Source organism: Nocardia sp. No.11, from assembly GCF_038752175.1.
Classification (GTDB): Bacteria; Actinomycetota; Actinomycetes; order Mycobacteriales; family Mycobacteriaceae; genus Nocardia; species Nocardia canadensis.
In genome coordinates, this window is sequence record NZ_JBCGFB010000075.1 from 1 (window position 1) to 23,784 (window position 23,784).

The 23,784-nt window shown below is 69.6% G+C and carries 23 protein-coding genes and 1 tRNA gene; 17 read left to right on the forward strand and 7 right to left on the reverse strand.

The annotated features are described in order from the left end of the window. The 7 genes from V8688_RS21010 to V8688_RS21040 form a co-directional block, all read left to right on the forward strand. Positions 1 to 1,118, forward strand: a 1,118-nt coding sequence (locus tag V8688_RS21010; protein ID WP_342801527.1) for a trypsin-like peptidase domain-containing protein, incomplete at its 5' end; no start/stop codon positions are given. Then, on the forward strand, positions 1,118 to 1,660 hold the full coding sequence (locus V8688_RS21015) for a MogA/MoaB family molybdenum cofactor biosynthesis protein (protein ID WP_218721718.1): 543 nt from the start codon (positions 1,118 to 1,120) through the stop codon (positions 1,658 to 1,660). The genes V8688_RS21010 and V8688_RS21015, both read left to right, overlap by 1 nt. A 7-nt stretch (positions 1,661 to 1,667) precedes the next feature. Next, a complete protein-coding gene (locus V8688_RS21020) occupies positions 1,668 to 1,850 on the forward strand; it encodes a hypothetical protein (RefSeq protein ID WP_218721720.1) in 183 nt (60 codons plus the stop codon). A gap of 520 nt (positions 1,851 to 2,370) precedes the next feature. Further along, complete coding sequence (locus V8688_RS21025) at positions 2,371 to 3,051, forward strand: MspA family porin (protein WP_218721722.1); 681 nt, start codon at positions 2,371 to 2,373, stop codon at positions 3,049 to 3,051. 65 nt (positions 3,052 to 3,116) lie between these two features. Continuing rightward, on the forward strand, positions 3,117 to 3,776 hold the full coding sequence (locus V8688_RS21030) for an MspA family porin (RefSeq protein WP_218721724.1): 660 nt from the start codon (positions 3,117 to 3,119) through the stop codon (positions 3,774 to 3,776). A 305-nt stretch (positions 3,777 to 4,081) separates the two neighbouring features. Further along, positions 4,082 to 4,750, forward strand: coding sequence for an MspA family porin (locus tag V8688_RS21035; RefSeq protein ID WP_218721725.1), 669 nt, complete (start codon positions 4,082 to 4,084; stop codon positions 4,748 to 4,750). A gap of 80 nt (positions 4,751 to 4,830) precedes the next feature. Then, positions 4,831 to 5,472: an MspA family porin gene (locus tag V8688_RS21040; protein ID WP_342801537.1), complete on the forward strand. Its 642-nt coding sequence runs from the start codon at positions 4,831 to 4,833 to the stop codon at positions 5,470 to 5,472. A gap of 76 nt (positions 5,473 to 5,548) precedes the next feature. Here V8688_RS21040 and mscL read toward each other — a convergent pair whose 3' ends face one another. The 4 genes from mscL to V8688_RS21060 form a co-directional block, all read right to left on the reverse strand. Then, on the reverse strand, positions 5,549 to 5,992 hold the full coding sequence (gene mscL, locus V8688_RS21045; RefSeq protein WP_218721727.1) for a large conductance mechanosensitive channel protein MscL: 444 nt from the start codon (positions 5,990 to 5,992) through the stop codon (positions 5,549 to 5,551). A gap of 159 nt (positions 5,993 to 6,151) precedes the next feature. Then, positions 6,152 to 6,823 (reverse strand): SAF domain-containing protein, encoded by a 672-nt coding sequence (locus tag V8688_RS21050; protein ID WP_342801528.1) that lies wholly within the window; start codon positions 6,821 to 6,823, stop codon positions 6,152 to 6,154. A gap of 89 nt (positions 6,824 to 6,912) precedes the next feature. Beyond that, complete coding sequence (locus V8688_RS21055) at positions 6,913 to 7,200, reverse strand: FmdB family zinc ribbon protein (RefSeq protein WP_316576095.1); 288 nt, start codon at positions 7,198 to 7,200, stop codon at positions 6,913 to 6,915. 69 nt (positions 7,201 to 7,269) lie between these two features. Next, positions 7,270 to 7,869, reverse strand: a complete 600-nt coding sequence (locus V8688_RS21060; protein ID WP_218721794.1) for a 5-formyltetrahydrofolate cyclo-ligase — start codon at positions 7,867 to 7,869, stop codon at positions 7,270 to 7,272. Between the two features lie 87 nt (positions 7,870 to 7,956). Here V8688_RS21060 and V8688_RS21065 point away from each other — a divergent pair, with 87 nt between their 5' ends. The 6 genes from V8688_RS21065 to V8688_RS21090 all read left to right on the forward strand — a co-directional run bounded on the left by V8688_RS21065 (position 7,957) and on the right by V8688_RS21090 (position 14,295). Continuing rightward, positions 7,957 to 8,883 (forward strand): UTP--glucose-1-phosphate uridylyltransferase, encoded by a 927-nt coding sequence (locus V8688_RS21065; protein WP_218721732.1) that lies wholly within the window; start codon positions 7,957 to 7,959, stop codon positions 8,881 to 8,883. Positions 8,884 to 8,920: 37 nt separating this feature from the next. After that, on the forward strand, positions 8,921 to 10,180 hold the full coding sequence (glp, locus tag V8688_RS21070) for a gephyrin-like molybdotransferase Glp (protein ID WP_218721734.1): 1,260 nt from the start codon (positions 8,921 to 8,923) through the stop codon (positions 10,178 to 10,180). 12 nt (positions 10,181 to 10,192) lie between these two features. Next, positions 10,193 to 10,843 carry a GNAT family protein gene (locus V8688_RS21075; RefSeq protein WP_218721735.1) on the forward strand — a complete coding sequence of 217 codons (651 nt, stop codon included), beginning with the start codon at positions 10,193 to 10,195 and terminating at the stop codon, positions 10,841 to 10,843. A 137-nt stretch (positions 10,844 to 10,980) separates the two neighbouring features. Next, positions 10,981 to 12,024, forward strand: a complete 1,044-nt coding sequence (gene glpR / locus V8688_RS21080) for a gephyrin-like molybdotransferase receptor GlpR (RefSeq protein WP_218721737.1) — start codon at positions 10,981 to 10,983, stop codon at positions 12,022 to 12,024. A 97-nt stretch (positions 12,025 to 12,121) separates the two neighbouring features. Beyond that, positions 12,122 to 12,194, forward strand: a tRNA-Ala gene (locus V8688_RS21085). Between the two features lie 511 nt (positions 12,195 to 12,705). Next, positions 12,706 to 14,295: a glycosyltransferase family 39 protein gene (locus tag V8688_RS21090; protein WP_316576092.1), complete on the forward strand. Its 1,590-nt coding sequence runs from the start codon at positions 12,706 to 12,708 to the stop codon at positions 14,293 to 14,295. Positions 14,296 to 14,307: 12 nt separating this feature from the next. Here the strand turns inward: V8688_RS21090 and V8688_RS21095 are convergent, their stop codons facing one another. Then, the gene (locus V8688_RS21095) at positions 14,308 to 14,736 is read right to left on the reverse strand and encodes a GtrA family protein (RefSeq protein ID WP_255588698.1); all 429 of its coding nucleotides are present in this window, start codon (positions 14,734 to 14,736) and stop codon (positions 14,308 to 14,310) included. A gap of 192 nt (positions 14,737 to 14,928) precedes the next feature. On the opposite strand from V8688_RS21095, the gene V8688_RS21100 reads away from it, so the two are divergent. Together V8688_RS21100 and V8688_RS21105 are read left to right on the forward strand one after the other, a co-directional pair. After that, positions 14,929 to 15,873 (forward strand): ATP-binding cassette domain-containing protein, encoded by a 945-nt coding sequence (locus V8688_RS21100; RefSeq protein WP_342801529.1) that lies wholly within the window; start codon positions 14,929 to 14,931, stop codon positions 15,871 to 15,873. Then, entirely contained in the window at positions 15,870 to 16,649 is a 780-nt protein-coding gene (locus V8688_RS21105) for an ABC transporter permease (RefSeq protein WP_342801530.1), read from the forward strand. Before V8688_RS21100 ends, V8688_RS21105 begins: the two co-directional genes overlap by 4 nt. Here the strand turns inward: V8688_RS21105 and V8688_RS21110 are convergent. Continuing rightward, positions 16,633 to 19,524, reverse strand: a complete 2,892-nt coding sequence (locus V8688_RS21110) for a BTAD domain-containing putative transcriptional regulator (protein ID WP_342801531.1) — start codon at positions 19,522 to 19,524, stop codon at positions 16,633 to 16,635. The two genes, V8688_RS21105 and V8688_RS21110, sit on opposite strands and share 17 nt — an antisense overlap. A gap of 569 nt (positions 19,525 to 20,093) precedes the next feature. Between V8688_RS21110 and V8688_RS21115 the strand changes: the two genes are divergently transcribed. Beyond that, the gene (locus V8688_RS21115) at positions 20,094 to 20,729 is read left to right on the forward strand and encodes a DUF4097 family beta strand repeat-containing protein (RefSeq protein WP_342801532.1); all 636 of its coding nucleotides are present in this window, start codon (positions 20,094 to 20,096) and stop codon (positions 20,727 to 20,729) included. Between the two features lie 41 nt (positions 20,730 to 20,770). Next, the gene (locus V8688_RS21120; protein ID WP_342801533.1) at positions 20,771 to 21,991 is read left to right on the forward strand and encodes a cytochrome P450; all 1,221 of its coding nucleotides are present in this window, start codon (positions 20,771 to 20,773) and stop codon (positions 21,989 to 21,991) included. A 149-nt stretch (positions 21,992 to 22,140) separates the two neighbouring features. On the opposite strand, the gene V8688_RS21125 is transcribed toward V8688_RS21120, so the two are convergent. Next, on the reverse strand, positions 22,141 to 23,637 hold the full coding sequence (locus V8688_RS21125) for an MDR family MFS transporter (protein ID WP_218721787.1): 1,497 nt from the start codon (positions 23,635 to 23,637) through the stop codon (positions 22,141 to 22,143). Positions 23,638 to 23,784 lie beyond the last annotated feature (147 nt).

The following is a 23,784-nucleotide window of genomic DNA, read 5'->3' on the forward strand; positions in this document are numbered from 1 at the left end:
AGGCGCCGCAGCGCAAGCCGCTGCGGCTCGGACTCGTCGCGGGGGCGACGGCGTTGGCGCTGGTCAGCGGCGGTGTCGGCGGTGTGGTCGGCGTGCTGGCCACCGGCTCGGACCGAGCGCCGGTGACCAACGCGCTCGACGCTCCCAAACCCGCGGTCAACAACGTCGCCAACGCCCCCGCGGGCTCCACCCAGGCGGTAGCTCAGCGAGTGCTGCCCAGCGTCGTGATGATCAAAGTCGCCGGGGCGCGCGCCTCCGGGGAGGGCTCGGGCGTCGTGTTGTCCACCGACGGCCTGATCCTCACCAACAACCACGTCGCCGCCGGCGCGGGCGCCTCGGCGAAGATGGAGGTGGTGTTCAGCGACGGCAGCACCGCGCCCGCCACCATGATCGGCGCCGATCCGGTCTCGGATCTGGCCGTCATCAAGGTCAGCGGCAAGAGCGGGCTGACCCCGATCGAACTGGGCACTTCCGACGGCCTCGCGGTCGGTCAGCCGGTGATCGCGATCGGCTCGCCGCTGGGTCTGGCGGGCACCGTCACCACCGGCATCGTCTCCGCGCTCAACCGCCCGGTCTCGACCAGCGGTGAGGGCACCCCCAGCCAGGTCAACCCGGTGATCGACGCGATCCAGACCGACGCGGCGATCAACCCGGGCAACTCCGGCGGCGCGCTGGTCGACGGTCAGGGCAAGCTGATCGGCATCAACACCGCCATCGCCAGCCTCGGCGGCGAGGCCGCGGGCGGCGCGCAGAGCGGATCGATCGGCCTCGGCTTCGCGATCCCGGTGGATCAGGCCCGCCGGGTCGCCGACGAACTGATCAAGACCGGCCACGCCACCTACGCCCAGATCGGCATCAAGCTGCGGCCGCAGGACACCGCGGCCCGTGTACTCGAGGTCACCCCGGACGGCCCGGCCGCCAAGGCGGGCGTGCCCGCGGGCGCGGTCGTCACCCGGCTCGACGATCGGCCGATCGACTCCGGCGACGCGCTGATCGCGGCGGTGCGCTCGCATCAGCCGGGCGACAAGGTCGAGCTCACCTACACCGACGAGCAGGGTGGCAACGCCAAGACGGTCGAGGTCACCCTCACCGGCGCGGCGGCGGAGGGTGGCCGATGATGCGTTCGAACGCGGCGCTGTCGTGCGTAGGCGCTACGGTGATGAGCATGGACATCGATGCTCCCGTGGCAGGGCGTGCACTGGTTGTTGTCGTCGACGATCGGACGGCGCATGGCGGCGTGGATTCGTTCGGCCCGCTCGTCACCGAACTGCTCAGCGAGGCCGGCTTCCTCGTCGACGCCTCGGTGACGGTGCAGGCGGAAGAGGTCGAGATCCGCAACGCGCTCAACACCGCGGTGATCGGCGGCGTCGACCTGGTGATCTCGGTCGGTGGCACCGGTATGTCGCCGCGCGATGTCACCCCCGAGGCCACCGCGCAGGTGCTCGACCGGGAACTGCCCGGCATCACCGAGGCCCTGCGGGCCTCGGGCCGGGTGGCGGGTTCGCTGGACGCTGGGCTGTCGCGCGGTGTCGCGGGCATCTCCGGCAGCACCCTGGTCGTGAACCTGCCGGGTACCCGCTCCGCCATCCGCGACGGCATGGCGACGCTGGGTCCGCTCGCGAGCCGGGTGATCGACGAGCTCTCCGGTTTGGACGAGTGAGGGCACGATGACGTCGTCGGACAGCACGTCGCCGCAGGACCAGGAGGCCCTCCGCCGCAAGGCCGCCGAGGCCGCGCGTTTGGCCCGCATCTTCGGTGACGTGCTGCCCGAAACCACCGGCGACGAGCGCGGCGGGCGTTCGGATAACGACGAATGGTTACGTTCGCAGGTGCCACCGCACCACGGGTGACCGTACCGTTATCTACGTAGCCGCTACGTAATAGGCGCTCACCGAAATGTCGTTTTCGGTGTGATTGCGAACAGGTGACAATTCCCCGGGACCACGCGAAAGCGTGGTCCTTTGTCGTATGAGTGTTCGAAACTCGCCAGTAACCACTTCTGGTCCACCCCCGTTGACGCGCGAGATCCCGGATGCATTTATGCACTTCAAAGCATGTGACCATGTGTGGAACTGTGCTGGGTGTCACAATGAAATTTACGAACTCTTTCGTTGCCGGAACGACGGCGCAGCGTTTAATGTTCGCCATCGAGCCATCAACTATTGGTCCCCGCAGTACCCCACTTCTGTGCGTTGAACCACCCGGTGGAACCCTGGCTCGGGTTCGCCACACCGGCCCCGGCCGTATCGTCGAAATAACAGTTGGTTACGTAACGGCAACAAAGGGGCGACACACTGAGCTGGGCCTGTGAGGTCCACCCGTCCGGTCTCGAAAGTCGAGATCGGCTGTTAGACACTGATGAGGGGAAGTATGAGCGAGAACCGCACCACCGGTGTGCGCCGCGGCGCCCGTGCCGCGGGCGTCGGCGCTGCCGCGGCCGCCGTGGCTTTCGGCCTGCTGTCGACCGGTGCCGCCAACGCCGACACCTTCGTGCCGTTGCCGGACGGCCAGAAGGTGAGCCCTGCCGGCGTGACCATCACCCGCACGGGTGAGCACGCTTTGATCTCGCCGTCGCTGGCCGCCAACGGCGCGGGACGCGTCGTCTGGGTCTCCGGCACCGCGCTGGCCGAGGTCGCCGACACCCCCGAGGGCGAGGTCGGCCCCTGGAACGGTCCGTCGGGCCGCCCCGGTTCCAACAACTCCTCCACCCACGGCACCTCCCAGCTGAACACCGGCTACATCGTCGGTTGCCAGGTGAGCATCGCCGACGACGCGATCGGCGCCGGCGTCTCCGGCGGTCTGAGCACCGGTGGCGTGAGCGCCGGCGGCTCGATCGGCGTCAACCTGGGCCCGGGCGAGGTCAAGTTCGTGCAGATCAGCTCGAAGGACATCCAGAAGGCCGGCACCTACGCGATCGATTACCAGGACGCGGAGATCGAGATCCAGGGCTGCGCCGGCTACGCGCAGGCCCGGGCGTACACCGTGGTCGAGATCATCGGTGACAACTACTCGAAGACCACCCTGTACGGCATGCCGTTCAGCATCGGCTGACGTCTTTCGAACCGGCACGAATCTTCTTCTCGCTGCGGCGAACTCAATCCTCGAGGGACATTCCTATGATCAACCGTAAGTTCATGGCGCGGATGGCGGGCGTCAGCGCCGCGGCCACCGTGGCCGTCGGCCTGTTCTCCACGGGCGCGGCCAACGCCGACACCTTCGTTCCCCTGCCGGGCGGCCACATCACCAAGACCCTGTCCGACGGCACCGTCGTCGAGATCAGCCTGGTGGGCGAGTCGGCCAACATCAGCCCGTCGATGGGTTCCACCCCGGTGCACCGCAACGCGTGGGTCTCCGGTAGCGCGCAGGTCACCGTCTCCGACGGCGGCTCGGGCAAGATCTTCCCGGGCTACACCGTGGGTTGCCAGGTGAACATCGCCGGCGGCGGTGTCTCCGGCGACGCGACGGTCGAAAGCGACTGGGAGGGCAACGCTTCCGGTGGCGTCGGCACCGGCGGCGAGCTCTCGCTCGGCCCCGGCCAGTCGAAGTCGTTCTACATTCTCGACATCGAGAAGGCCGACGACTACGGCAGCGAGTCGCACGGCAAGTCGAACAAGTTCAAGGACGGCGCCGGCTCGGTGACCTGGTCGGATTCGACCATCGGCCTGACCGGCTGCGGCGGCTACGCGCAGGCTCGTGCCTTCGTGAGCGTCGAGGTCGAGACCGACAACGTCATCAGTTGGGTGACCCTCTGGGGTCAGCCGTTCAGCCTGGGCTGATCTGTTCGATCACGAACACCACGGGCCGGTCGCGATTGCGACCGGCCCGTTTTGTTGTGCCGTCGATGGCATAGCGCTGGACATTGCGGGGTCCCCTCATTATGTTTGTGGCGAAATGACTGCTGTTGTGGTCGTTATCACCACGAATTTCGTGCTTTTCAGCTTCTCGATACACCTCCCGGCTGGGCGAATCTGCCCTGTTGCCAGCGACGCGGTCCGCGGACCCGTCTGGGCTGGGTCCGGGCGCAGCACAGATATCGACCTCGACGGTCGAGGTCGATTTTGCGTACACCTCGAGGGGAAGTATGAGCGAGAACCGCACCAACCGCGTGCGCCGCGGCGCCGTCGGCGCCGGCGCCGCAGTGGCCGTGACGATCGGCCTGCTGTCGGCCGGTGCAGCCGATGCGGATACCTTCGTTCCGTTGCCGGACGGCGAGAAGCACGGCCCCGGCGTTCATCTCAGCCGGACCGGCGAGCACGCCCTGGTCTCCCCGTCGCTGGCCGCCAACGGCGCGGGCCGCGTCGTCTGGGTGTCGGGCAACGCGCGGGCCGATGTGCAGGAAACGCCGGAGGGCGAGGTCGGCCCGTGGAACGGTCCGTCGAATCGTCCCGGCTCCAACAATTCCTCGACGCACGGTGCATCGAATCTGAACCACGGCTACATCGTCGGTTGCCAGATCAGCATCGGTGACGACGCGGTCGGCGCCGGCCTGTCCGGCGGCCTGTCCACGAGCGGCCCGAGCGCCGGTGGCTCGATCGGTCTCAATCTCGGCCCCGGCGAGGTCGCCTTCGTGCAGATCGATGCCAAGGACATCCTCAAGCCCGGTGTCTACTCGGTGGAATACCAGGACGCGGAGATCCAGATTCAGGGCTGCGCCGGCTACGCCCAGGCACGGTCGTACACCGTGGTCGAGATCATCGGCGACCACTACTCGAAGACCACGCTGTACGGTGCGCCGTTCAGCATCGGCTGATCGCGGCCGAACCCGAAAATCTGGCTACCGCACACGAATTCACCCTCGAGGGGTCAACTGTGACGATCAACCGTAAGAGCATGACGCGCGCCGCCGGGATCACGGCCGCGGCGACTGTGGCGCTGGGCTTGTTCTCCACCGGTGCGGCCGATGCCGACACCTTCGTTCCGCTGCCGGGCGGGCATATCACCAAGACTCTGTCCGATGGCACCGTCGTCGACATCAGCCTGGTCGACGAATCGGCCAATATCAATCCGTCGCTGGGCTCCACGCCCGTCCATCGCAATGCCTGGGTCTCCGGCAGTGCGCAGGTGACCGTCTCCGGCGACGGGGGCGGCAAGATCTTCCCCGGCTACACCGTCGGCTGCCAGGTGAACATCGCCGGTGGCGCGGCCGCCGGCGGCGCCGAGGGCGAAAGCGATTGGGGAGGCACTGTCTCCGGCGGCGTGACCTCCGGCGGCGAACTGACCGTCGGCCCCGGCCAGTCCAAGTCCTTCTACGTTCTCGATCTGGAACAGCCCGACGACTACGGCAACGAGTCCCACAAGACCCGCAACGCCTTCAAGGGCGGCAGCGGCTCAGTGACCTGGGCCGACGAGACCATCGGTCTGTCGGGCTGTGGTGGGTACGCCCAGGCGCGCTCGTTCGTGAGCGTCGAGGTGGAGACCGACAACGTGATCAGCTGGGTCACCCTGTGGGGTCAGCCGTTCAGCCTCGGCTGACGCGGGCCACCAGCGCACCTGACGAGGTCGGGGCCGAGTTCCCGGAACCGGCCCCGACCTTCGTCGTCGAGGCAGCTCAGCGAGTGTGTTCGCCGTTGCTGGTCGCCGACTCGGTGGCGATGCCGTGCTTGCCGTTCGAGGTGTTGCCCTGCTCGGCCAGCAGATCCCGGATCTGGATGAGCAGCTCGTTCTCGGAGAGCTTCTCGTCGGCCTTGGAGAAGCGCTTCTTCGCCATGGTCGCGGGCAGCACCAGCACGAAGTACAGGATCACGGCGATCATCAGGAAGTTGATGCCCGCGGTGATGATGGGCCCGATCTCGACGAAGGTGGCCGGTTTGTCGGCCACCAGCTGGATACCCAGCCCCATCTCGTTGGACCCGCCGAAGACCGCGAGCAGCGGATTGACGATCCCGTTGGTGAACGCGGTGACGATGGCTACGAACGCGGTACCCATCACGACGGCGACGGCCAGGTCGATCACATTGCCGCGGAGCAGGAAATCCTTGAAACCTTTGAGCATTGCCGATGTCTCCTTCGTCGAGGAGCCGGCCGGGGGCGCTGTGCTCCTGGTTCGAATGCGCTGAACGGTCGAGCAGGTTCGTGTGTGATGCTAATCAGCATTGCGGCAAATTTCTCGCGAACAGCGCCAAGGTGGTGTCCACGGTGCGGGCCGGCGGGGTCAATGGAAGACGACCGTGAGCGCCGTTCGTAACGAGGCACCGGCCACCGCCGTGGCGTATTCGGCGTCCAGCGCGACCAGGACCACCCGTTCCGTGCCCGAACGTCGCTCGCCCGTCGCGGTGACGAGGACCACGGCGGCGTCGGTGGCCAGCGTGCGGGCGGGCTTGCTCGCACCCGGTCCGCCCGAGTCTTCGACGCCGACGACATCGACCCGGTCGCCCGCGCGCAACACCTCGGCCACCGCGGAATCCGCCAGGCGGAGCGGCACGATCCGGGCGTCGGGGGAGCCCGCCGCGGCCGCGGCCAACCGCGGGCCGATGACGCGCAGGTCGGTGAAGGTTTCGCCGACGTGCATCGCGCCGGTGAGTGTCGCGCCGACCAGGACGGCGGTGTCGGTGACCGAACCCGAAGGCAGCGAACGGGATTCGAGCCGGTCGACGCGCAGATCGTCGGCGGTGAGCAGTCGGCCCGGAGCCAGCTCACGGGCGGCGACGACGACGTCGTGCCGGGCGGTGCCGGGATCGCCCCGGACGAACAGCGCGAGGGCGATCAGCGCGAGCACGGCGGCCGCGATGCGCCGCGCGAGCAGCGCATCGGCCCAGGCCGGGCGGTTACCGAGGGCGAAACGCCAGGAACTGCCACGTCCCAGATCGGCGAGACTGCGAGTCATGCCCGAAGCCTAGGAGCGTGGCAGTGCGGATCAGCCGCCGAAAGTGCTGGTTGTGGATAACTTCGGGGCTGTGGACAAACCGGCGGAGATCAGCTCGCGGCGGCGGGCGTCGAACTGGTGCTGGTGCTGGTGGAGCTGCTGCCGTTGGTGCTGCCGCTGTCCGCGGAGGACTTCGCGGGCTCGCTCGCGGTGGACGCGCCACCCCGGCTGTCGGTGCGGTAGAAACCGCTGCCCTTGAACACGATGCCGACCGAGTTGAACAGCTTCCGCAGCTTCCCGGAACACTGCGGGCACTCCGTCAGCGTGTCGTCGGAGAAGGACTGAACGATGTCGAAGCGGTTGTCACACTCGGTGCACGCGTATGAATAAGTTGGCACAGGATCCTCCGCAAGTCTCGTCGATCTAGCACTCTACCGCCGACACTGCCAACGTCGGAAATCGCCGTTTCATTCCGGCGGAACGGGCCGGTCACCGCCCAGTTCACGCAGCCCACCGCCGGGCGTCAGCGCCCACCCCATCCGCCGGTCGTGCGGTTCCTCCGGCAGCCGGTCGACGAGTTCATTATCCCGGACGACGGCGATCAGGCGAGTGCTGTTTCCGACGGCGCCCAGCGTGCGGTCGTAGTACCCCGCTCCGCGGCCCAGCCGGACGCCCCGCCGGTCCACCGCGAGCGCGGGCACCAGGATGGTCGCGGCGGTGGTCACGGTGGCGGGCGGCAGCGTCGCCGTGGTCGGTTCGAGCAGACCGAAGCGGGCCCTGCGCAGCGAATCGGGACCCTCGTAGCGGGCCCAGCTCAGCGGTCCCGGCTCGCCGGTCACCGGCAGCAACACCGTGGCGTTGCGCACACGCAGCGCGTCGAGCATGCGCAGATCGCCGGGCTCGCCACGGATCGGGACATAGGCGCAGACCACGTCGTCGGCCCCGGCCAGCGGGCCGATCGCGGCGGCCAGCGCCGCGGCCTCGCGTGCGTGATCGGCGGGCCCGACCAGCGCTCGTTCGGCGAGGATGTGGCTGCGCCATGCATATTTGGTGCGCTCACCGGGCATCTCCACAGCGACCACCCTAAGCTCTTGCCGACGCCGGATCGTCGCGACGGGCGATCGGACGGCACGCTGAATGGATAGGGTATGCGCATGACAGACAAGACTTCCGGTTTCCGCACTGCGGTGGTACCCGCGGCCGGACTCGGGACGCGGTTTCTGCCTGCTACCAAGACGGTGCCCAAGGAATTGCTGCCGGTGGTCGACACCCCCGGCATCGAGCTCGTCGCCGCCGAGGCCGCCGATTCCGGCGCCGAGCGGCTGGTGATCGTGACCTCGCCCGGCAAGGACGGCGTCGTCGCCCATTTCGTCGAAGACCTGGTGCTGGAGAGCACCCTGGCCGAGCGCGGCAAGTTCGCCCTGCTGGAAAAGGTCCGCAAGGCCCCCGGTCTGCTCGATGTGACCTCGGTCGTGCAGGAGGAGCCGCTGGGGCTGGGCCACGCGGTCGCCCAGGCCGAGGCGGTGCTCGACGACGACGAGGACGCCATCGCGGTGCTGCTGCCCGACGACCTGGTGCTGCCATGCGGCGTGCTCGAGACCATGAGCCGGGTGCGCCGGGAGCGCGGCGGCTCGGTGCTGTGCGCGATCGACGTGCCGAAGTCGCAGGTCAGCGCGTACGGCGTCTTCGATGTCGAGGAGCTGACCGAGGGCGCCGAGACCGACGTGCTGCGAGTCAAGGGCATGGTCGAGAAGCCCGAGCTGGCCGACGCGCCGTCGACGCTGGCCGCCGCGGGTCGCTACCTGCTCGACCGCGTGATCTTCGACGCGCTGCGCCGGATCACGCCGGGCGCGGGCGGGGAATTGCAGATCACCGACGCGATCGCCCTGCTGATCGCGGAGGGACACCCGGTCCATGTGGTCGTCCACCGTGGGTCGCGCCACGATTTGGGTAACCCGGGCGGCTATCTTCGAGCTGCCGTCGATTTCGCCCTCGAGCGGGAGGAATACGGCCCGCAATTGCGCGAGTGGCTGAAGTTCCGGCTCAGCCCGGAGTGGGACCCCAACTCCCCGAACGCGTAAGCGCGACAAGCGATGGACACATAGACACAGGAGCTCGATGCGCTCGGTTGAGGATCAGCTGATCAAGGTCACCGCGGCCGCGGTCGCACCCAGGCCGGTCCGGGTCGCGATATCCGAGGCCCAGGGTCTGCTGTGCGCGGAGGACGTCGTCACCGAACGGCCGCTGCCCGGCTTCGATCAGGCCGCCATCGACGGCTACGCGGTGCGCAGCGTCGACGTCTCCGCCGCGGGCACCGACGTGCGCGACGAGGCGGGCGAGCTGATCGACCTCACCCTGCCGGTGGTCGGCGAGGTGGTCGCCGGTTCGCGCCAGCCCATCCGGTTGCAGCCGCGCCAGACCGTGCGCGTCGACACCGGCGCCCCGCTGCCGACCCTGGCCGACGCGGTGCTGCCGCTGGACTTCACCGACGGCGGCCGGGCCAGGATCAAGGTCTTCGAGCCGGTCCGCTCGGGCGACTACGTCCGCCGCATCGGCGACGACGTGCAGCCCGGCGATGTCGCCGTCCGCGCGGGCACCATCATCGGCGCCGCCCAGGTGGGGCTGCTGGCCGCGGTCGGGCAGGACAAGGTGCTGGTGCATCCGCGGCCGCGGCTGTCGGTGATCTCCATCGGCGGCGAGCTGATCGATATCGATCGCACGCCCGGCCCCGGTCAGGTCTACGACGTGAACTCCTACGCGCTGGCCGCGGCCGCGCGGGACGCGGGCGCCGACGTCAACCGGGTCGGCATCGTCAGCGCGGATCCGCGCAGGCTGCGCGATGTGGTCGAGGGTCAGCTGGTGCGCTCGGAGGTCGTGGTGATCGCCGGCGCGGTCGGCGGCTGGGCCTCGGACCAGGTGCGCGAGGCGCTCGACGGGCTCGGCGAGCTCGAGGTGGACCGGGTGGCCATGCACCCGGGCTCGGTGCAGGGCTTCGGCCGGCTCGGCCGCGACGAGGTCCCGACCTTCCTGCTGCCGTCGAATCCGGTGAGCGCGCTGGTGGTGTTCGAGGTGATGGTGCGTCCGTTGATCCGGATCGCGTTGGGCCGTCGGCAGCCGATGCGCCGGATCGTCAACGCCCGCACCATCACTCCGATCACCTCGATGCCCGGTCGCAAGGGCTACCTGCGCGCGCAGCTGCTGCGCGACGAGGCCACCGGTGACTACCTGGTGCAGCCGCTGGGCAACGGCAACGGCGGGTCCTCCCATCTGCTGGCGACGTTGGCCGAGGCGAACAGCCTGATCGTGGTGGAGCCCGACGACACCGATTTCCGCACCGGTGACGAGGTGCGGGTCGCGTTCCTGGCGCAGCGCGGCTGAACAGTGGACTCGATGAACGTATTCCGGGCAGGTCAGCATCCCGGATGGCCGGCCCGGCTCGGTCCGGTGATCGTCGCGGGCGGACAGGTCACGCTGCGCCCGGTGCGCTTCCGTGACGCCGCCGCGTGGAGCCGGATCCGGCTGCGCGATCGCGACCATCTGGAGCGCTGGGAGCCGACCGGACGCGGGAGCTGGGAGGCGCGCAATCACGCGTCGAACTGGCCGTCGCTGTGGACGAGCCTGAAAGCCGAGGCCAGGCGGGGTGCGATGATCCCGTTGGTGATCGAGGTGAACGGCCAGTTCAGCGGACAGCTGACCATCGGCAATATCGTGCGCGGCGCGCTGCGCTCGGCCTGGATCGGTTACTGGGTGGCCAAGGATCTCGGTGGTCAGGGCGTGGCCACCGCCGCGCTCGCGCTGGGACTCGATCACTGCTTCGGGCCGGTCGGGCTGCACCGGGTGGAAGCCACAGTGCGGCCGGAGAACCTGGCCAGCCAGGCGGTGCTGCGCAATGTCGGATTCCGCGAAGAGGGTTTGCTGCGCCGCTATCTCGATGTGGACGGCGAATGGCGCGATCATCTGCTGGTGGGCTTGACGGTCGAAGAAGTCATGGGCACCGTCGTGGATCGCCTGGTCAGAGAGGGTCGAGCGGCACTGCCGTGAAATTTCTGTTACTCATGTGGCAGGTGTGCACGGCGCGCCTGCCGCGAGGGCAGGCGCGCCCGAATTAACCTACGGACGTCGGTAGTGCGTCCAACTATGGATAAACGCGCAGGCGGGGACGGGAGGTGATGACCGCGATGCCGAATTCGATCCTGTGGATCGGACTTGTGGTGCTGTGGGTCTTCGTCCTGTTCCCGATCCTGGCGGACCGGCATCCCCGGATCCGCCGCACCACCGATGCCGCACTCGCCACGCGCGTGCTGCACCGTGGCGGGGCCGAACGACGGATTCGCATCGGGGCGGCAGGCGGTCACGAGAGTGACCCCGACTACCGCCCCCGCGTGCTGACCAAGCGCCCCCACCGTACTGATTCGGAGGATCGGATGACGACATCGGCCGACGAGCCCGTCACCGAAGCTGACGACGAGTTGCTCACTCCCACACCGGAACTGGAAGCCGCGTCGACGGAAGAGGCAGACCTCGACGACGCCGCGGCCGAAGACCGCGCCGCGGCCGCGGATGCCGCGGACGCGCCGATCGATGACGCTGCGGCGGAGCCGGACGCCGACGACGAGTCGGCCGCGGCCGACGACGCGACCGACCCGCCCGTCGCCGCGCGTATCCCACCGGCCCCGCCCGCCCGCCTCGAGGACGTCGCCGAGGAGACCACCGACGCGGCGGCCGACGACGACGAGGACTTCGTGCCGAACCGGCGCGGGCGCGGTGGCTACGACCCCGAGGCCGACGCCATCGCGCGCGCCGCCCGCTACAGCTTCCGGCAGCGGGCGGTGCTCGGCCTCATCATCGCCACCATCCTGTTCGCGGCGTTCGGCCTGCTGCTGAATTCGATGTTCTGGTGGGCGTGCGGGCTGTCCACGGCCGTGCTGGTGGGCTATCTGGCCTACCTGCGCAAGCAGGTCCACGTGGAGGAGGAGATCCGCCGCAGGCGCGCGGCCCGCCTCACCCGGGGCAAGCGCCGCGAGGCCACCGCCACCCCCGAGGCGGCCACGACTCGGCGCACGATGGACCGTGACACCGCGCGCGCCCTGCGCCGCCGTTCCACCCTGCTCGACACCGACGACGAGGACCCGATGTTCGAGCACCTGGAAACCTTCGATCCGGCCACCGCACGCGCGCTCCGCACCCGGGTCGAAGACCTCGGCCGCGCAGTCGGCGAATAACTGGTCGAACCACGCAGAACAGCAGGTCAGAGTACCGATTCGGTATCTGGGCGCAACGCCTGATACAGTGTCACAGCGCGGTTCGCCAGAGCCGCACGGGGCTATAGCGCAGTTGGTAGCGCGTCTCGTTCGCATCGAGAAGGTCAGGGGTTCGATTCCCCTTAGCTCCACAACGAAGGGCCCGGTCGGCAGACCGGGCCCTTCTGCTTTTCCGGCCGTCGGCCGTGCCCGGCAGCGGGTGGATCCTACGCGGCGGGCCCCGTGCGAACATGCCCATAAAAATATGGTTTGCGCCGTTTACCGCGCGGGTACTTCGTTTCTGTCGGACCGATGAATAGTTACCGACGCGTATGCGAATGACTCGTTCTGCGTTCCGCATTTCGAATGGCCCGATATGAGGGCTGGGTCGTATAGACTCACCTGGAATTTATTACCCAGGTCACAATTTCACGGCCACCTCGTCCTGCTCACTTACAGCGAACCGCTATCGGTGTGCGGTGTATTTGCGGACCCTGCCGGCAGGCATTAACGTTTTCGGAAACTGGATAATCCGAGCAGGACCGCGAGCGCTCGCGCTCATCAAGTTCGCTGCCGGGGAGGAATCGGTTCATCAGCGAACAGAGGTGACGGCACCAGCGGGAGAGGTGCCGAACGCGTCTGTCGGAGTATCAGGGGCAATTCATGACAGCGGTCGTCGCGGTTCGCGCCGTGCCGGAGGAAATTCCGAATACCAACCCGTCGTTCGCTTTTCGCGGGGTCGCGGTGCTCGCCACGATCGCCGCGATCGCGCTGACCGTGACGGCGGGACGCTACGAGTTCTTCGGCGACGAGCTCTACTTCCTCTCTGCGGGCAGGCGGCTCGACTACACCTACGCCGATCAGGGCGTGGTGGTGCCGCTGTTCGCCTGGATCGCCGACCTGCTCGCGCCGGGATCGACGACGGCGCTGCGGTTCCCCGCGGTCGTGATGGGCGTCGGCTCGGTCGTCGTGTCGGCGCTGATCGCCTACGAACTGCGGGGCAGCCACCGTGTGCAGCTGCTGGCCGCCGGCACCTACGCGACGTCGTATCTGGTGGCCACGCAGGTCGTGCTGAGCACCTTCTCCTTCGACGCCACCTTCACCGCCGTGATCACCTGGCTGTTCATCCGCTGGGTGCGGACCCGGCAGGACCGGCTGCTGATCATCGCCGGACTCGTTGCCGCCCTGGACATGCAGGTGAAGTGGATGATCCCGCTGGTCTGGGCCTGCCTCGGGCTGGCCGTCGTGCTGTGCGGCCCCCGCGAGATCCTGCGCAGGCCCGCGCTGTGGGTGGCGACCGGTATCCTCGCCGCCTCCCTGATCCCGATCCTGATCTGGCAGTCCCAGCACAACTGGCCGCAGCTGGCCATGGGCTCGATCATCGGCGCGGAGCAGGACGCGACCGGCTACGGTCCGCCGGGATTCTTTCCGCAGTGGCTCGGCTTGGCGGGCGTACTCGGCGCGTTGTTGCTCGCCTTCGGATTTTGGGCGGTGTACAAGCAGGAATCGCTGCGCCCGTATCGGTTCATCGCGGTGGCGCTGGTGATCATGACCGTATTCGTCGTCGTCACGCACGGTCGGCCTTATTACCCGACGGGCTTCTTTCCCGCCATGTTCGCCCTCGGTGCCGTCGGCCTCTGGCAGTTCGACCGTAAACGGTGGATGAACTTGGCATTGATTCCGCTGGCTGGAATCTCGGTGGTGACATTCATTGCCATGATCACCGTGACGCCGCTGCCACCGAGTTGGCGCATTCAGGCCGAGGACGCCATCGATCTCGGCTTCCGCTCGGCATTCTGGGGAACCACCAATTGGTCGGAAATGGTGTCCGCCGTCGGCACCGGCTATCACACGCTGACGCCCGCGGAAAAGGCGAACTCCGCGGTGGTCGTGCAGGGGTACTGGCAGGCGGGTGCCGTCGAGCAGTTCGGGGCGCGGTACGGGCTGCCCGCCACGTACAGCCCGAGCCGGGGCTTCGGTTTCTTCGGCCCGCCGCCGGACTCGGCCACCTCGGTGATCTACCTCGGGCTCGACACCGCCGAGGCAGACCTGCGCGCCCGGTTCACCGAGGTGGAGCGCGTCGCACACCTCGACGATCCGATGGGGATCCCCGGCATCGACCGGATGGTCGCGGTCTGGCGCTGCAAGGGACCGAAGCAGCCGTGGTCGGTCATGTGGGACGACATGACGACCCTGTACTTCGACCTCGGGCTCTGGCGCGACCCCAGGGCCACCACCCGGCCCACCCGCTGAGCGGCGGGCGGCTCAGAACACCAGGCCGCGCAGGGCCAGGAAACGCAGGCCGCCGACCAGCGCCATCACGACGAGCACGGCGCCCGCCTGCGTCGTCTGACCGAGGCCCGGCGCCAGTGATTCCAGCCCGGCCAGGGCGGCGGAGCTGGTCAGCAGGCCGATCAGGGCCAGACCGCCGCCCTGGCATTGCGCGGTGAGCCGGCCCACCCGGTCGGCCGCCCGGAAGGTGAGCTGACGGTGTAGCTCGTTGGCGATAACGGTGCTCACGAGCGAGCCCGCGATGTTGGCGACCAGCGGTCCCAGTCCAGCGCAGGCCACGAACAGCGCGACGTAGGCGATATTGCTGGCACCGCCGACGAGCGCGAAGCGGATCAGCTGCGCGAGGGGGTGATCGCCGCGCAGGAACGGCCACGCGCGGCCGGACCGGTCGCCGCGCGGCAGCACGACGAGGGCGGGACGCAGGGGCGAGGCGGCGAAGGCGGTGCTGTTCACGAGGACTACCGTCGCCGTCCGCGCTGACGCCGACCTGACGCCGGACTGACATGCCGCTGGCGCGGCGCGCGGCGGCGGCGTCAGCGGGGGTGTCAGGGCGGTGTCAGCCCGGTATCAGGTCCACCGGCGACGGTGATCACCATGAACAACACAGCAATCGCGGCCTCCGGGCTGCGCAAGGCGTACGGGGACAAGACGGTCCTCGACGGCATCGACCTCCACGTCGACGCGGGCACGATCTTCTCGCTGCTCGGCCCGAACGGCGCGGGCAAGACCACCACCGTGAACGTGCTGACCACCCTGCTGACCGCCGACGGCGGCACCGCGCGGGTGGCGGGCCACGACCTCGCGACCGACACCAAGGCCGTCCGCAAGGCGATCGGCGTCACCGGCCAGTTCGCCGCCGTCGACGACCTGCTCACCGGCGAGGAGAACCTGCGGCTGATGGCCGACCTGCACCGCCTGCGCGGGCAGGCGGGCAAGCGGGTGATCACCGGACTGCTGGAACGCTTCGACCTGGTCGAGTCCGCGCGTAAGCCGGCCGCGAGCTACTCCGGCGGGATGCGCCGGAAGCTGGATCTGGCGATGACCCTGGTGACCAGGCCCGAGATCGTCTTCCTCGACGAGCCGACCACCGGCCTCGACCCGCGCAGCAGGCGCACCATGTGGGACATCGTGCGCGAGCTGACCGCCGACGGCGTGACGATCTTCCTCACCACCCAGTACCTCGAAGAGGCAGATCAGCTGGCCGACCGGATCGCCGTGCTGGACCAGGGCCGCATCGTCGCCGAGGGCACCGCCGAGGAACTCAAGCGCCGCATCCCCGGCAGCCACATCCGGCTGCGCTTCGCCGACGCCACGGAATTGGCGACCGCGGCGCGGATCCTGCCGGGCGCCACTCCCGACGAGGACGCGCTGGCCCTGAACGTCCCCGGTGACGGTGACTCGACATCCCTGCGGGCCCTGCTGGATCAGCTGGCCGCGCACGCGCTGGAGGCCGAGCAGGTCTCCCTGCGCACCCCTGACCTCGACGACGTCTTTCTCGCCCTGACCGGGCACCCCACCACGGAGGCCGAAGCACGATGAGCACCCGCACCGCACCCAGCACCCTGTCCGCCGCGCTGTTCGACGCCTCGGTCATGTTGCGCCGCAACTTCACCCACATCACCCGCTCGCCGGTCACCATCTTCAACGCGGCGCTGATGCCGGTGATGATGATGCTGATCTTCGTCTATGTCTTCGGCGACGCCTTCGACGTCGGCGAGAACTACATCGACTACGCGGTGCCCGGCATGCTCATGCTGGCCATCAGCTACGGGCTGTCCGGCACCGCGGTGTCGGTGAGCTCCGATATGACCAAGGGCGTCATCAACCGGTTCAAGGTCATGGACGTGTCCCGGGGTGCCGTGCTGACCGGGCACGTGGCCGCGAGCATGCTGACCAATGTCGTCGCGATCACCGCCGTGCTCGGGGTCGGTTTCGCGCTGGGGTTCCGCTCGCCGGCGACCGCGGTGCAGTGGCTCGGCGCGATCGGGGTGCTGCTGGCGACGGCCTTCGCCGCCGCCTGGCTGACCGTCGCGCTCGGCATGGCCGCGAAGACCCCGGAGGCGGCCGGGATGTCGGTGGTGCCGTTGATCATGCTGCCCTTCCTGAGCAGCGCGATCGTGCCTGCCGACAAGATGGGCCAGGGCATCCGGCAGTTCGCCCAGTATCAGCCCTTCACCCCGATCATCGAGTCGGTGCGCGGCTTCCTGACCGGGCAGCCCTCCGGCGGCCACACCGTCGCGGCACTGGCCTGGTGCGCCGGGTTCGCCGTCGTCGGTTACCTGTGGTCGCGGGCGAGCTTCACGAAGCGAGCGTGATCGCGACCAGCTCGGCCGGATCAGCGTCCGCACCCACCCGCATCGCCTCGGTGAACTCCTTGTCACCGAGGCGATCTCGTGCGGTCGCCTCGATGCGGGCCGCGTCCGGGTGGGACAGATCGGGGACGCCGCGCGTGGCGGTGCTCGCCGCCAGTAGTCGCGCGGCCTGCTCGTATTGCTCGGACCGCAAGGCCAGGTCGGCGATGCCGATGAGGACGTGGGCCATCAGGGGAGCGTGGCCGGCCAGGGTCGCCGCCCGCACGGCCGAGGCGTGTCGGGCACGCGCCTCGTCGAGGTCGACGGCCAGGTAGCCGAGCAGGACATGCAGCAGCGCACTGACATTCGGCTGGTCGGCATCGCTGCCGAGCAGGCCGCGCGCGAGGTCGATCTGCTGATGCGCCGGTTCGGTCTCGCCGTTCCAACGGGCCAGTTCCGCCCGGGTCAGAGCGACTTCGGCCAGCGCGGTCGGCCAGCCCGCCCGGTCGGCGCAGCGCTGCGCGTCGGCCAGCGCCGCCGCGCTCGCCTCGGCGTCGCCGAGCCGCCAGTACAGCTGGGCCTGCCGGGTCCGCATGCCGACCACGTCCTCGATCGCGCCGACCTCGGTGACCACCGCGATCGCCTGCTCGTAGAGCTCACTCGCGGCGGCGAATTCGCCGCGCATGGCGGTCCGGCTCGCCAGTTCGGTCAGCGCGAACGACATCCCCCAGCGCTCACCCAGCGCGCGGAACTCGGTCAGCGCCTGCTCGAGGTACTCGTCGGCTTCCGGGCCGTCGTGGCCGAGCACGGTGCGCAGCTTGCCCAGTTGCAGCCGCGCCAGGGCGCGGGCCCAGGGGTCCTCGTCGGTGAGCACCGCTTCGAAGGCGGGGAGATAGGCGTCGGGGCCCTGGAGCATGTGTTTCAGCGCGGCGGTGAAGCGCAGCGCCGGATGGCCGCCCCGGCTGTCGCGGCCGTACTCGTAGGCCTTGTCGATCCATTCGGCCACCTGGTGCTCGTCATTGCGTCCCGAGGTCACGAAGTGCACGACCAGGCCGTAGACGGTGGCCCTGGTCTCGTCGTCGACCTCACCGGACAGTTCGGCGGCCGCGATGACCAGCTCGGTGCCCTCGGCCTTGTGCCCGCCCAGCCACCAGTACCAGCCCGCGGCTGCCGCGAGCCCCATCGCCCCGGCGGTGTCGGCGGCCGCGAGCGCGCCGCGCATCGCGGCCGCGATGTTGTCGTGTTCGGCGTCGAGCACGGCGAGCCACTCCAGCTGTTCGGCGCGGCGCAGGTGCGGTTCGGCGGTGGCGGCCAGGCCGGCGAAGTACGCCTGGTGGGCCCGGCGGGCCGACTCGGCGTCGCCGGCTTCGACCAGGCGGTCGGTGGCGTACTGCTTGATCGTCTCGAGCAGGCGATAGCGCGGGGCGGGGTCCTCGGTGACGACCAGCAGCGACTTCTCGGCCAGCGCGGTGAGCAGGTCGAGCACCTCCCACTGCTCGACCTGCGCACCGGCGCACACCTGTTCGGCCGCTTCCAGACTCGCGCCACCGGCGAACACCGACAGCCGCGACAGCACCCGGCGTTCGGCGTCGCTGAGCAGCTCCCAGCTCCAGTCGACCACCGCGCGCAGCGTCCGGTGCTGCGCGATCGCGGTGCGGCTGCCACCGGTCAGCAGCCGGAACCGGTCGTCGAGCCGGTGGGCGAGCTGATCGAGGGACATGGTGCGCAAGCGCGCCGCGGCCAGCTCGATCGCCAGCGGAATGCCGTCGAGCGCCCGGCAGACGCGCGCCATGGTCGCCCAGGTGTCCGGATCGGTGCCGAGGTCGGTGCGCACCGCGCTCGCCCGGTCGCGCAGCAGGGCGACGGCGGGGGAGGACTCGATCTCGCGCGGCTGCGCTACGGCGGCGGGCAGGCTCAGCGGCCGCACCTGCCACAGCGCCTCACCGGTGATGCCGAGCGGTTCCCGGCTCGTGGCCAGGATGCGCAGCCGGGTGCACTCGCCGAGGATCCGATGGGCGAAGGTCGCCGCCGCCTCGATCACGTGCTCGCAGTTGTCCAGGATCAGCAGGGTCTCGCGGTCGCGGATCGCCGCGACGAGCCGGTCCATCGGGTCGGCGGTGGAGGCGCTGCCCAGCAACGCGTCCCGGAGACCGAGGGCGGCCAGCGCCGCCTGCGCCAGGTCGCCGTCGCTGTCGGCGGCGGCCAGTTCCACCAGCCAGGCGCCGTCGGGCAGGTCACCGAGCATGGTCCGGGCGGTCTCCACGGCGAGCCGGGTCTTGCCCGATCCGCCCGGACCGGTGAGCGTGGTGAGCCGGTGCGCCGCGATGAGTTCGCGGACCACGGCGATATCGGCCTCCTTGCCGACGAAACTCGTCAGCTCCGCCCGCAGGTTGGTCGTGCGCTCCTGGGGCCGCGCGCCGACCTCGCCGCGCAACAGCGCGACGTGCAGCGCCGAGAGCTCAGGGGAGGGATCGACCCCGAGTTCGTCGGCCAGCGCTTCCCTGGCGCGCTGGTACACGATCAGCGCCTCCGGTGCCCGGCCCGCCGCGCCGAGTGCGCGCATCAGCGCGGCGACCAGCCGCTCCCGCACCGGGTGCCTGGCCACGAGCTCGGTCAACTCGGCGACCAGGTCGGCGCCCTCGCCCAGCTGGATCTGCGCCTCGTAGCGGTCCTCCAGGGCGGCCAGGTACAGGCCGTCGAAGCGGGTGATCACCGCGTCCACGGCCGCGCTGTCGCCGAGGTCGCGCAGCGGGTCCCCGCGCCACAGGCCGGTGGCTTCGCGGAGCAGCCGGGCCCGGTGCGCGACCTCGCCGCCGCGCGCCCGATCGACGAGCTGCTCGAAGCGCACGGCGTCGACGGCGTCGGGCGCCACCGTGAGCCGGTAGCCGCCGGTCTGCACGTCGATGGCGCCGTCGGGCAGGACCCGGCGCAGTCGCGAGACCAGCGCTTGCAGGGCGTTCGCCGCGTCGGCGGGCGGCTGTTCGCCCCAGATCCAGNGAGCTGCTCGAAGCGCACGGCGTCGACGGCGTCGGGCGCCACCGTGAGCCGGTAGCCGCCGGTCTGCACGTCGATGGCGCCGTCGGGCAGGACCCGGCGCAGTCGCGAGACCAGCGCTTGCAGGGCGTTCGCCGCGTCGGCGGGCGGCTGTTCGCCCCAGATCCAGTCGACCAGGCGCTCTTTCGAGACGGCGCGGCCCGGTTCGAGAGCCAGGGCGACGAGCAGCGCCCGCAGCCGGGCGCCCGGTACCGCTATCGATCCGCCGTCTTTCGTCCGGATCTCCAGCGGCCCCAATATCCCGATCTGCACCCGGCCCATTGTGCCTCGCGCGTCAATCGGTCGCCGGTCCGGATATCGCGTCAGCGCGGGCGTCAGCGCGGTGTCAGGTCGGTGTCAGGCGGGCTCGCGACAGTAGTGCCATCAACAACGCAGCCCCCGGAAACCGGGCGGCCCGATCTCCAGGAGACAACCATGAACACCTTCCCGACCCCGCAGCCGATCGCCGTCACCGTCGACGTCCTGTCGGCCGGCGTCACCGTCGTCGCCTCGGATCGTCACGACACCGTCGTCGCGATCCGGCCCGCCGACGCGGCCAAGAAGGCCGACGTGCGCGCCGCCGAGCAGACCAGGGTCGAGTTCACCGACGGCGTGCTGACCGTGACGACGCCGAAGAACTGGCGCACCTACACCCCGTTCGGCGGCAACCCGTCGATCGAGGTGTCCATCGAGGTCCCGACCGGCTCCCGGCTGACCGGCACCGCGGGCGTCGGCAGGCTGCTGGGCGCGGGCGAACTCGGCGAGTGCGACCTGACGGTCTCCCTGGGCGACATCGTCGTCGAGCGTCCGCTGGGCTCGGTCACCGCGAAGACCGCCAAGGGCGACATCCGCATCGGCGAGGCCGCCCGTGGCGAGCTCCGGCTGGAGACCTCGGTGGGCGAGCTGGAGGTGGGCATCCGTCCCGGCAGCGGGGTACGGCTGGAGACCGCCGCCACGGTGGGCACCGTGCGGAATCTGCTGGCGCCGGTCGCGCCGTCGGGCGACACCGTCGCGGTGTACGCGCGTAACTCCCTGGGCAACATTGTCATCCGGCACACCGCCGTCGTCTGAGCGCCGAATCGCGAATCCTCCTACCCGACAAGGAAATGACCATGAGTGACACCGATTCGATCCCACACGGCCTGCCGCTGGACCGCGACGCCGGTCCCTTCGACCCGCCCGGCGAGATCACCCGGCTGCGCGCGGTGCGGCCGGTCAGCCCACTGATCTTCCCCGACGGGCACGAGGGCTGGCTGGTGACCGGGTACGAGGCGGTGCGCAGACTGATGGCCGACACCCGGTTCAGCTCCCGCCAGGACCTCGGCGTCGTGCACGTGCCCTACGAGACGCCCGGGATGCCCGTCCCGACCGAGCCGTCCCCGCAGATCCCCGGCCTGTTCGTCGCCATGGACCCGCCGGACCACACCCGCCTGCGCCGCAAGCTCACCGGCGCCTTCACGGTCAAGCGCATGCGGGAGCTCGAGGAGCACATCGTCGAGATCACCGAGCGACAGCTCGACGAGATGGCGCGGCTGACCCCGCCGGTCGACCTGGTCCAGGCCTTCGCGCTGCCGGTGCCCTCGCTGGTGATCTGCGAATTGCTCGGCGTCCCGTACGAAGACCGGGCGACCTTCCAGCTCAACTCCGCCCAGTTCCTGGTCAAGGAGCAGGAACTGGCGCAGAAGATGGCCGCGTTCGGTGCGATGAACAGCTATCTGGCCGAGTTGGTGCAGCGCAAGCGGGCCGAGCCCGGCGAGGACATCCTCTCCGACCTGGCCCGCCACGACGACCTGAGCATCGAGGAGTTGACCGGCGTGGCCTTCCTGCTGCTGCTCGCCGGTCACGAGACCACGGTGAACATGCTGGCGCTGGGCACTTTCGCGCTGCTGGAGCACCCCGAGCAGCTGGCCCTGCTGCACGCCGATCCGGAGCTGATCCCCGACGCCGTCGAGGAACTGCTGCGCTACCTCTCGGTCGCCGACATCTTCTACCGCTACGCCACCGAGGACATCGAGCTGTGCGGCGAGACGATTCCCGCCGGGTCGACCGTCGTCGTCTCACTGTTGGCCGCCAACCGCGATCCGCTGCGCTTCGACGATCCCGACACCCTGGACGTGCACCGGAAAGCGCGGGGCCACCTGACCTTCGGCCACGGCATCCACCTGTGCCTGGGCCAGCAGCTGGCCCGCATCGAGTTGCGCGCCGGCTTCGCGGGCCTGCTGCGCCGCTTCCCGGCCCTGGAACTCGCTGTGCCCGCCGAGGAGGTGAGACTGCGGACCGACATGAACATCTACGGCGTGCACGCGCTGCCGGTCCGCTGGACGGACCGCTAGCGTTGCCGGGGCGTCCGAGCCCGCAGCAGCGGTTGGGTCGAGCAGCGGAAGGCCCGCCGACAGCATCGGATCGGGGTACGCAACGCCGGGCCGACCCAAGCAAGCCCCCGGCCGCGCGAGGCGACCGGGGGCTTGCTACCAGTGACGACTCAGTTCTTGACCAGCTCCGGCGTCTCCGGCTCGTCGACCGGCTCCGGCGCGTGGGCACCGCCGTGCGGGTCGCCCGCGGCGCGGTTCGGCAGCAGGACCGCCATGGCGATCACGATCAGGGCCAGGCCCGCCGAGACCGCGAAGGCCAGGCGCATGCCGTCCAGGCTCGCGGTGACCGGGTCGGTGCCCTCGGCGATGAGCGAGGTGCTGCGGGCGGACATGATCGTCACCACGAGCGCGGTGCCGAAGGCCGCGGCCACCTGCTGCAGGGTGCCCAGCATCGAGCTGCCGTGCGAGTACAGGTGCATCGGCAGCGCGCCCAGACCCAGCGTGAACACCGGGGTGAAGGCGGCGGCCAGCGAGATCATCAGCAGGATGTGCAGGCCGAGCAGCTGCCAGTACGGCATGGTCAGCGAGATCTGGGTGAAGCCGGCCAGCGAGACGGCGATGCCGATCGAGCCGGGGACCACCAGCAGTCGCCCGCCGAACTTGTCGAACAGGCGGCCGACCGTCGGGCCGAGCAGGCCCATCGCCAGACCACCGGGCATCACCAGCAGTCCGGTCTCCAGCGGGCTCAGGTGCCGCAGGTTCTGCAGGTACAGCGGCAGCAGGATCATCGAGCCCATCATCGCCAGGAAGGCGATGGCCATCAGCACCAGCGCCTTGGCGTAGGTGCCCGACAGCAGGACCCGCAGGTCCAGCAGCGGGGTGCCGGTGCGCTGCAGCCGGATCTGACGCCAGGCGAACGTGGCGATCAGCAGAGCGCCACCGGCGACGATCAGCGCCGGGGTGGTGTAGTTGCCGCTGTGGAACTTGCTCAGGCCGAACACGAGTCCACCGAAGCCGAGGGCGGCCAGCGCCACGCTGGGCAGGTCGAGCACGCCCGGCTGCGGTTCGCCGACGTTCTCGAGCTGCCGCAGCCCCAGCCAGGTGACCACACCGGCGATCGGCAGCATCACCACGAACAGCAGCCGCCACGAGTCGATCGCGGGGACATCGATCTGCAGGATGAGGCCGGAGATGACCGGGCCCATGGCGGGTGCGACCGAGATGGCCAGGGTGACGTTGCCCATCACCCGGCCGCGGTCCTGCTCGGCCACGACGGTCATCAGGGTGGTCATCAGCAGCGGCATCATCACCGCGGTGCCGCCCGCCTGGATGATGCGGCCGATCAGCAGCACCGCGAACGTCGGCGCGAGCGCGGACAGCACGGTGCCGGTGATGAAGACGCCCATCGCGATCGCGTAGGCCTGACGGGTGGTGACCCGCTGCAGGAACCAGCCGGTGGTGGGGATGATCGCGGCCATCGTCAGCATGAACGCGGTGGAGACCCACTGCGCGGCCACCTCGGTGACGTGCAGATCGCTCATCAGCCGCGGGATGGCGTTGATCATGATGGTCTCGTTGAGGATCACCACGAACGTCGCGAGCACCAGCACCCGGATGACGGTCGGCGTCCCGCCTTTCGTCGTCGGCGGGGATAGTTCGGCGGGCATCGGGGTACCTCCAGGAGCGGGGATCGGCTGGGCGAGCGGTGGCCCGATGCCGGGTCTGCTGTGTCCCGGCACCACGTGAGAGAAGACGGAGTCCGTCGGTCCAACTCATCGGGCGCGGGCCAGTATTCCGCTCACCTACGACACAAA